Raw genomic sequence first — 8,686 nt, forward strand, 5'->3', positions numbered from 1 at the left:
AAATCGACTACGGCACGCCCGCTTCGGAAGCGGAACAGCAGGTGACGCTGACGGTCGACGGCAAGTCGGTGACCGTGCCGGCGGGGACCTCGATCATGCGCGCTTCGATGGAAGCGGGCGTCGAAATCCCCAAACTCTGCGCGACCGACATGCTGGACTCGTTCGGCTCCTGCCGGGTCTGCCTCGTCGAGATCGATGGACGCGGCGGTACGCCGGCCTCTTGCACGACGCCGGTCGGCGAAGGCATGGTCGTGCACACGCAAACCGACCGCCTCACCGCCATCCGCCGCGGCGTGATGGAACTCTATGTTTCCGACCACCCGACCGGCTGGAACGAGAAGGCCGGCACGGGCGCCAGCGAGTTCGACAAAGTCGCCAACACTGTCGGTCTGACCGAAAACCGCTACGGCATCGACGGCCGCAACCACGTCAAGCAGGAGAACGGCGTAGCGCCCGGCCATGGTTCGCTGGCTGTTGACTACATCGCCCGCGATGAATCCAATCCTTATTTCACCTATGATCCCGCGCAATGCATCGTCTGCTCGCGTTGCGTGCGGGCCTGCGAGGAGGTGCAGGGCACCTTCGCGTTGACCATTGAGGGCCGCGGCTTCCAATCACGCATGGTCGCCGGCATGCACGAGGATTTCATCGCTTCCGAATGCGTATCCTGCGGCGCCTGCGTGCAGGCCTGCCCGACCGATGCGCTGCGCGAGAAAACAGTGCTTGCCAAGGGCCTGCCGGAGCGCTCGGCCGTCACCACCTGCGCCTATTGCGGCGTCGGCTGCTCGTTCAAGGCCGAGGTCAAGGGCGACGAGGTCATTCGCATGATGCCCTACAAGGAGGGCAAGGCGAACCACGGACATTCCTGCGTGAAGGGCCGTTTCGCTTACGGCTATGCGACCCACAAGGATCGCATCCTGTCACCGATGATCCGGGAAAAGATTACCGATCCCTGGCGGGAGGTGAGTTGGGAAGAGGCGATCGCCCATACGGCCAAGGAATTCCGCCGTATCCAGTACCAGTATGGACGCACCGCGATCGGCGGTATCACCTCCTCGCGTTGCACGAACGAGGAAACCTATCTCGTCCAGAAGCTGGTGCGGCAAGGCTTCCGCAACAACAATGTCGATACCTGCGCGCGCGTCTGCCATTCGCCAACCGGCTATGGGCTCGGCCAGACCTATGGCACCTCGGCCGGCACGCAGGATTTCGACTCCGTCGATTACACTGACGTCGCCGTCATCATCGGCGCCAATCCCGCTTCCGCCCATCCAGTGTTCGCCTCGCGGCTGAAGAAGCGGCTGCGCCAGGGCGCCAAGCTGATCGTGCTCGATCCGCGTCGCACCGAGATGGTCAAGTCGGCACATATCGAAGCGGCCTATCACCTGCCGCTGAAGCCCGGCACCAATGTGGCAGTGCTGACAGCGCTGGCGCATGTCATCGTTACCGAAGGTCTTTTCGACGAAGCCTTCATCCGCGAACGCTGCGATTGGGCGGAATTCCAGGACTGGGCTTCTTTCGTCGCCTTGCCGGAAAACAGCCCAGAAACCGTCGGCAGATTGTCCGGCGTCGATCCCGAGCTGATCCGTGGTGCGGCACGTCTCTATGCCACCGGCGGCAATGGCGCGATCTATTACGGCCTCGGTGTGACAGAACACAGCCAGGGTTCGACCACGGTGATGGCGATCGCCAACCTCGCCATGGCCACAGGCAATATCGGCCGGCCGGGCGTCGGCGTGAACCCGCTGCGCGGCCAGAACAATGTGCAGGGCTCATGCGACATGGGTTCCTTCCCGCATGAGTTGCCTGGCTATCGCCACATCTCCGGCGAAGCCGTGCGCGACATCTATGAGAGCCTTTGGGGCGTGAAACTCGACGACGAGCCCGGCCTGCGCATCCCCAACATGCTGGACGCCGCCGTCGACGGTAGCTTCAAGGGCATCTACATCCAGGGCGAGGACATTCTGCAGTCCGACCCTGATACCAAGCATGTCGCGGGCGGTCTTGCGGCGATGGAATGCGTCGTCGTGCACGATCTCTTCCTCAACGAGACCGCGAACTACGCGCATGTGTTCCTGCCGGGCTCGACCTTCCTCGAGAAGGACGGCAGCTTCACCAATGCCGAGCGCCGCATCAACATGGTGCGCAAGGTTCTGGAGCCAAAGGCGCGCTACGCCGACTGGGAGGCGACGCAGGAGCTTGCCCGCGCGATCGGGCTGGACTGGAACTATCAGCATCCTTCCGAGATCATGGACGAAATCGCCAAGACGACGCCAAGCTTCGCCAACGTCTCCTTCGAGCTGCTCGACCGTGTCGGATCGGTGCAGTGGCCCTGCAACGAGAAGGCGCCGCTCGGCACCCCGATCATGCATGTCGATGGTTTCGTGCGCGGCAAGGGTAAGTTCATCCGCACCGAATATGTGGCGACGGATGAAAGGACCGGGCCGCGTTATCCGCTGCTGCTCACTACGGGCCGGATCTTGTCGCAGTACAATGTCGGCGCCCAGACGAGGCGCACCGAGAATGTGATGTGGCACGCCGAGGACCGGCTGGAGATCCATGCGCACGACGCCGAGAACCGCGGCATCCGCGAAGGCGACTGGGTGCGGCTGGCGAGCCGTTCCGGCGAGACGACGCTGCGCGCGCTGATCACCGACCGGGTGTCGCCGGGCGTCGTCTATACGACCTTCCATCACCCCGACACGCAGGCGAATGTCATCACCACCGACTTCTCGGACTGGGCGACCAACTGTCCGGAATACAAGGTCACCGCCGTACAGGTGGCGCCGTCCAATGGCCCGACCGAGTGGCAGAGGGACTATAACGAGCAGGCCCGCCAGAGCCGGCGCATCGCCCCGCTGGAAGCGGCGGAGTAGTCTTGGCCGTGCGCCGCAAAGCAACGACGCAGATATCGCGGCTGGCACACCGCGCCGGCGGCACCACCGCCGCCAACCGCATGGTGCCGAAGGAGACGCCGGTGGCGTTCTCCTTTGCCGGCACCACGCATGCGGTGATGATGGCGAGCCCGGCCGACTTCGAAGATTTCGCGCTCGGCTTCTCGCTCACCGAGGGCATTATCGCTGCGCCAGAAGAGATCGAGGCGATCGAGGTCGAATATCTCGGCGCCGGGATCGACATCCAGATCCGGTTGAAGGACCGGGCCAACACGCGCTTCCAGGCGCGGCGCAGACGGCTCGCCGGCCCCGTCGGCTGTGGGCTATGCGGTATCGAGTCGATCGAGGAAGCGATGCGCTCGGTCGATGCGGTCGGTTCGTCCAAGCTTACGCTTGGTGTCGAGGACATCACCCGCTCGGTCAAGCTCTTGTCGAAAGTGCAGCCGCTGCACACGCAGACCGGAGCGGTACATGCCGCCGGCTTCTACGTGCCCGGCAAGGGCATCGTCATGGCGCGCGAGGATGTCGGCCGCCACAACGCCCTGGACAAACTTGCCGGTGCGCTGGCGAAAGCCGGTATCTCAGGTGCGTCGGGCGCGGTCGTGGTGACGTCGCGTGTCTCGGTGGAGATGGTGCAGAAGACGGCCGCCATCGGTGCTGCCATCATCATCGCCGTTTCGGCGCCGACCGCCCTTGCCATCCGCACGGCCGAGACCGCCGGAATGACGCTGGTGGCGCTGGTGCGCGGCGATGATTTCGATATTTTCACCCACCCTGACCGGGTGGTTTGCGGAGTTGCCAAGCATGTCGCATGACGAAGACCACATCACCAGCACCAGGGAAAAGTTGGTGCGCATGGCCAACCAGATCGCGGCCTTTTTCCATTCCAAACCGCGCGAAGAAGGCATTGCCGGCGTGGCCGAGCACATCAACAAGTTCTGGGAGCCGAGGATGCGGCAGCAGTTCTTCGAGATGCTGGACAGCGGCACCGAGAATTTCGACGGGCTCGTGGTGGCCGCTTCGGCCAGGATCAAGCGACCAAAGACGCCCGAGCAGGCTGACGTGAGCCTTGGCTACACCCAGCCTACGCAGGCCGAAGCGCGGCCCGCTGAAATAGCCTAAAGCGCGTCGCATTTGAACGGATTCATGCGACGCGCTTTAAGTTCTTGTTTTTGGCGCATGTCGTTATCGCAAAACCGCTGCGCACTTTTGCGCGACATGCACTAGGAGCCGCCAAGGGTCCTATATTCCTGTCCTCTAAACTTTGGCTGCCGCAAACGGCTTGGCTCTGCTATGGTTGACGATAGGAAATCGTCTGGCCGGGCGGGGTCGTTGCATGAGGCCGATCGAGACCAGATATGCCCGTAGCGGTGACGTGCGGATCGCCTATCAGGTGGTCGGCCGGGTTCGTTCGATGTCGTTTTCGTGCCGGGCTTCATTTCCAATCTCGACCTGCACTGGGAAGACGAAGGCTAGAGCCGGCTGCTGAAGCGGTTTTCAGCCTTCTCGCGGCTGATCCTGTTCGACAAACGCGGCACCGGTCTGTCGGACCGCATCGATACCAATCACCTACCTAGCCTTGAAACACGCATGGACGACGTGCGTGCGGTGATGGTCGCCGCCGGCAGCGGGCGTGCGGCATTACTCGGTGCTTCGGAAGGCGCGCCGATGGCGATGCTGTTCGCCGCCACCTATCCGGAGCGGATGCGGGCGCTGGTGCTCGCACTTCGACGGACCGGCGCGCGCCATACGCTGCGCGGTGGCGCTGCGTGACGCGGCACAGGGGATCGGCGTGGCCAGCGCGCAGGGCGTGCATGTTGGCGAGATTGGATCGCGCGGGCCGCCAACGGGGCTGACCGCGCGCGTGACGATGCAGTTCGCCGCCAGGCCGCCCGCGGCAACATCCTGGCCGTCAACGGGAGAAGGGAGACTACCCGTGCGCCACCATCACATGGCGGACGGCCGTGTAGTCTTCCAAGGCATAGAGTGACATGTCCTTGCCGTAGCCGGACTGTTTCAGCCCGCCATGCGGCATCTCATTGGTCAGCATGAAATGGGTGTTGATCCAGGTGCAGCCATATTGCAACCGAGCGGCAGTCGCCATGGCGCGCGAGACATCCTTGGTCCACACCGAGGACGCGAGGCCATAGTCGCTGTCATTGGCCCAGTTCACCGCCTCGTCGACCTCGGAAAAGCGGGTAACGGAGACAACCGGCCCGAATACTTCGCGGCGCACGATCTCGTCTTCCTGCAGCGCGCCGGCGACGACGGTTGGCTGGTAGAAGAAGCCGGAGCCCTCGCCCGGCTTGCCGCCGGTGGTGATCTCGATGTGCTTCAGTTCCGAGGCGCGCTCGACGAAGCTCGAGACGCGGTCGCGCTGGCGACGTGAGATGAGCGGCCCGATCTCGTTCTCGGTGTCGTCGGGGCGGTTGTATTTGATGCTTGAGACGGCGGAAGAAAGGTCGGCGACGAGCTTGTCGTAGATCTTCTTGCCGGCATAGATGCGGCAGGCGGCAGTGCAGTCCTGGCCGGCATTGTAGTAGCCGAAGGCGCGCAGGCCATTGATCACCGCGCCGAGGTCGGCATCTTCGAAGACGATGACCGGCGCCTTGCCGCCGAGTTCGAGATGCGTGCGCTTGACCGATTTGGCTGCCGCCTGCAGCACCTTCTTGCCGGTGGCGACGTCGCCGGTGATCGAAATCATGTTGACTTTCGGGTGGTTGATCAGTGTGTTGCCGACGCTGTCGCCGCGGCCGAGCACAACGTTGACGACACCTTCCGGCAGGATTTCAGCGAGGATCTTCGCCAGCTTCAGCGAGGTCAGCGGCGTCTGCTCCGACGGCTTGAAGACGACGGTGTTGCCGCCGGCAATCGCCGGCGCCAGCTTCCAGGCCATCATCATCAGCGGATAGTTCCATGGCGCGATCGAGGCGACGACGCCGATGGCATCGCGGCGGACCATCGAAGTGTGACCGGGGATGTATTCGCCGGCGACCTGGCCGGGCATCGAGCGGACAGCGCCGGCAAAGAAGCGGTAGCAGTCGACGATCGCCGGGATCTCGTCGTTGAGCACGGCATTGATTGGCTTGCCACAATTGAGCGCCTCGAGGGCAGCGAAATCTTGTGCCGCGGCCTCGACGCGATCGGCGATTTTTAGGAGATAACCGGAGCGCTGCGCCGGTGTGGTGCGCGACCAGGTGACGAAGGCCTTTTCGGCCGCCAGCACCGCTGCCTCGATCTGCGCCTGGCTCGCTTCGGGCAGGTTGAGGATGGTCGCCCCGGTCTTCGGATTGAGGATTGGCTCCTCGGTTTCGGTGCCCTTCTCGAATTTCGAGCCGATCAGCATCTTGGTGTCCATGGAAGTCTCTCCCTTATGGATTCTTGACGTCATTTGCCCGAACCGGCGATCTGGTCGCCGTCGCGGGTGAGGTAATAGGCGACGAGGATGGGCAGCAGCGTCACCAGCACGACCACCATGGCGACGACATTGGTGACCGGGCGCTGGCGCGGACGGATCAGCTCTTCCAGCATCCAGATCGGCAGCGTCTGCTGCTGGCCGGCGGTGAAGGTGGTGACGATGACCTCGTCGAACGACAGCGCGAAGGCAAGCATGCCGCCGGCGAGCAGGGCGGTGGCGATGTTGGGCAGCACGACATGGCGGAAGGTCTGGAAGCCGTCGGCGCCAAGGTCCATCGATGCCTCGATCATCGAGCCGGAGGTGCGGCGAAAGCGGGCGACAGCGTTGTTGTAGACAACGACGACGCAGAAGGTCGCGTGGCCGAGCACGATCGTCCAGAACGAGAACGGAATCTCGGCCAGCGAAAAGGCTGAACGCAGCGCGATGCCGGTGATGATGCCGGGCAGCGCGATCGGCAGGATGACCAGCAGCGAGATGGTTTCGCGGCCAAAGAACCGTGTTCGCGACACGGCGGCCGCGCAGAGCGTGCCGAGGACCAGGGCGACGAGCGTCGAGATAGCGGCGACACGCACCGACAGCGACAGCGACTGCCACACGTCCGGGCGATTCCAGGTGACGGCGAACCATTGCGTCGTCAGCCCCGGCGGCGGCCAGACGAAGCTCCTTTCCTCGGTCGTGAAGGCATAGATGAAGATCAGGAATATCGGCAGATGCAGGAACAGCAAGCCGCAGGCAGCGGCGATCTTCAGGCCGAGAGGAGCGGATGGTGAGCCATCAGAGCGCATCGAAGGCCCCCATGCGCTTGGCGCCCCAGAGGTAAAAGCCCATGATGACGATGGGCACCACGGTGAAGGCGGCGGCGAGCGGGATGTTGCCGGCGGTGCCCTGCTGCGAATAGACGGCCTGGCCGATGAACAGCCGCGAGGTGCCGATGATCTGCGGGATGATGTAATCTCCGAGCGTCAGCGAGAAGGTGAAGATCGAGCCGGCGACGATGCCCGGGAGCGCCAGCGGGAACAGCACGTTGCGGAAGGTCTGGCCGGGCGAGGCCCCGAGATCGGACGAGGCCTCGACCAGATTGCCGGGCACGCGCTCGAGTGCCGCCTGCACCGGCAGGATCATGAAGGGCAGCCAGACGTAGACGAAGACGATGAAGGTGCCGGTGGACGACACCGACAGGGAATTACCGCCGACGATCGGCAGCGACAGCCAGGCATCGAGCAGCCATAGAAGATGCAGTTTGGCGAGCAGCCAGGTCAGGATGCCTTCCTTGGCGAGGATGAGCTTCCAGGCGTAAATCTTGACCAGATAGCTCGACCACAGCGGCAGCATGATGCCGAGATAGAACAGCGCCTTCCAGCGGCCGCGCGCGTAGCGCGCCGCGTAATAGGCGATGGGAAAGGCGACGATCGCGGAGGCGAACGTGACCAGGGCCGCCATCGTCACCGTGCGCAAGATGATGTCGAGATTTGCCGCCTGCAGCAGATCGCCATAGGTCTTCAGCGTGAATTCACGGTTGACGAGGCCGGAGAATTCGTCGATCGAGAAAAAACTCTGCAAGAGCAGTGCGAACAGCGAGCCGATATAGACGATGCCGAGCCACAGCACCGGCGGCAGCAGCATCAACAGCAGCAGGAGCTTGGGCCTGCGCCAAAACAGGTCCGACAGCGCGCCGCGCAAGCCGCGCGCGCGAGGAAGGAGGGCTGGGGCAGGTTTTGCCTGGGCAGCGGTCAGAGTCATGGTTTCTTCGACCGGTTGCGTTCCTTCGCGCCGTGAAGCGTCTTGCCTCGGCTATTAGCGACAGTTGCCGAAAGCGCCATCATGCCGGCTCGTCCATAAGATGCAAATGGTCGCGGTTGAAGGTGAGCACGACCGCCTCACCTGCCTTCGGCAAGGCGGCACCGGCCGGCACGATGGCGTGCAGGCGCAAGCCGTCGACGTCGAGCGCCAGTCTGGTCGTGGCGCCGAGATAATTGGTCGAGACGAGACGAGCGGCAACGCCATCGCCCTTCGCCGCCCGGCCGATGCGAATGGATTCAGGGCGCAGGCTGCCCCAGCGATGCTGGCCGGAATAACGCTGGACGAAATCCGGCGGCAGCACATTGGACGAGCCGACGAAATCGGCGACGAAGCGCGTCTTCGGGCGCTGGTAGATGTCCTCCGGCGTGCCGATCTGCATGATCTTGCCGTCGTTGAAGACGGCGACGCGATTGGCCATCGACAGCGCCTCGCCCTGGTCGTGGGTGACGAAGACGAAGGTGATGCCGAGCGCCTTCTGCAGCGACTTCAGCTCCTCCTGCATGTTCTCGCGCAGTTTGAGGTCGAGCGCGCCAAGCGGCTCATCGAGCAGAAGCACCTTGGGCTGGTTGACCAG

8 protein-coding genes are annotated in these 8,686 nt (G+C 63.6%); 4 read left to right on the plus strand and 4 right to left on the minus strand.

Annotation, left to right across the window (positions count from 1 at the left end; translation table 11 throughout):
* The first annotated feature begins 2 nt into the window (after positions 1 to 2).
* The 4 genes from fdhF (at position 3) to EOA86_RS40145 (ending at position 4,667) form a co-directional block, all read left to right on the plus strand.
* A complete protein-coding gene (gene fdhF / locus EOA86_RS11995; protein ID WP_128341822.1) occupies positions 3 to 2,876 on the plus strand; it encodes a formate dehydrogenase subunit alpha in 2,874 nt (957 codons plus the stop codon).
* Positions 2,877 to 2,878: 2 nt separating this feature from the next.
* Positions 2,879 to 3,709, plus strand: a complete 831-nt coding sequence (gene fdhD, locus EOA86_RS12000) for a formate dehydrogenase accessory sulfurtransferase FdhD (RefSeq protein WP_128341824.1) — start codon at positions 2,879 to 2,881, stop codon at positions 3,707 to 3,709.
* Complete coding sequence (locus EOA86_RS12005) at positions 3,699 to 4,016, plus strand: formate dehydrogenase subunit delta (RefSeq protein ID WP_128341826.1); 318 nt, start codon at positions 3,699 to 3,701, stop codon at positions 4,014 to 4,016. Before fdhD ends, EOA86_RS12005 begins: the two co-directional genes overlap by 11 nt.
* Before the next feature lie 432 nt (positions 4,017 to 4,448).
* A complete protein-coding gene (locus EOA86_RS40145) occupies positions 4,449 to 4,667 on the plus strand; it encodes an alpha/beta hydrolase (protein ID WP_245497234.1) in 219 nt (72 codons plus the stop codon).
* A 157-nt stretch (positions 4,668 to 4,824) separates the two neighbouring features.
* Here EOA86_RS40145 and EOA86_RS12015 read toward each other — a convergent pair whose 3' ends face one another.
* The 4 genes from EOA86_RS12015 to EOA86_RS12030 form a co-directional block, all read right to left on the minus strand.
* Entirely contained in the window at positions 4,825 to 6,252 is a 1,428-nt protein-coding gene (locus tag EOA86_RS12015; RefSeq protein WP_128341828.1) for a gamma-aminobutyraldehyde dehydrogenase, read from the minus strand.
* Positions 6,253 to 6,281: 29 nt separating this feature from the next.
* Positions 6,282 to 7,097, minus strand: coding sequence for an ABC transporter permease (locus EOA86_RS12020; RefSeq protein WP_065005983.1), 816 nt, complete (start codon positions 7,095 to 7,097; stop codon positions 6,282 to 6,284).
* Complete coding sequence (locus tag EOA86_RS12025; RefSeq protein WP_095521065.1) at positions 7,087 to 8,052, minus strand: ABC transporter permease; 966 nt, start codon at positions 8,050 to 8,052, stop codon at positions 7,087 to 7,089. The genes EOA86_RS12020 and EOA86_RS12025 overlap by 11 nt, the downstream gene beginning before the upstream one ends.
* A 79-nt stretch (positions 8,053 to 8,131) precedes the next feature.
* Positions 8,132 to 8,686: ABC transporter ATP-binding protein (locus EOA86_RS12030; protein WP_164891696.1), on the minus strand; the 555-nt coding region annotated here is incomplete at its 5' end.

This window comes from Mesorhizobium sp. M5C.F.Ca.IN.020.32.2.1, assembly GCF_004023105.1.
Lineage (GTDB): Bacteria > Pseudomonadota > Alphaproteobacteria > Rhizobiales > Rhizobiaceae > Mesorhizobium > Mesorhizobium wenxiniae.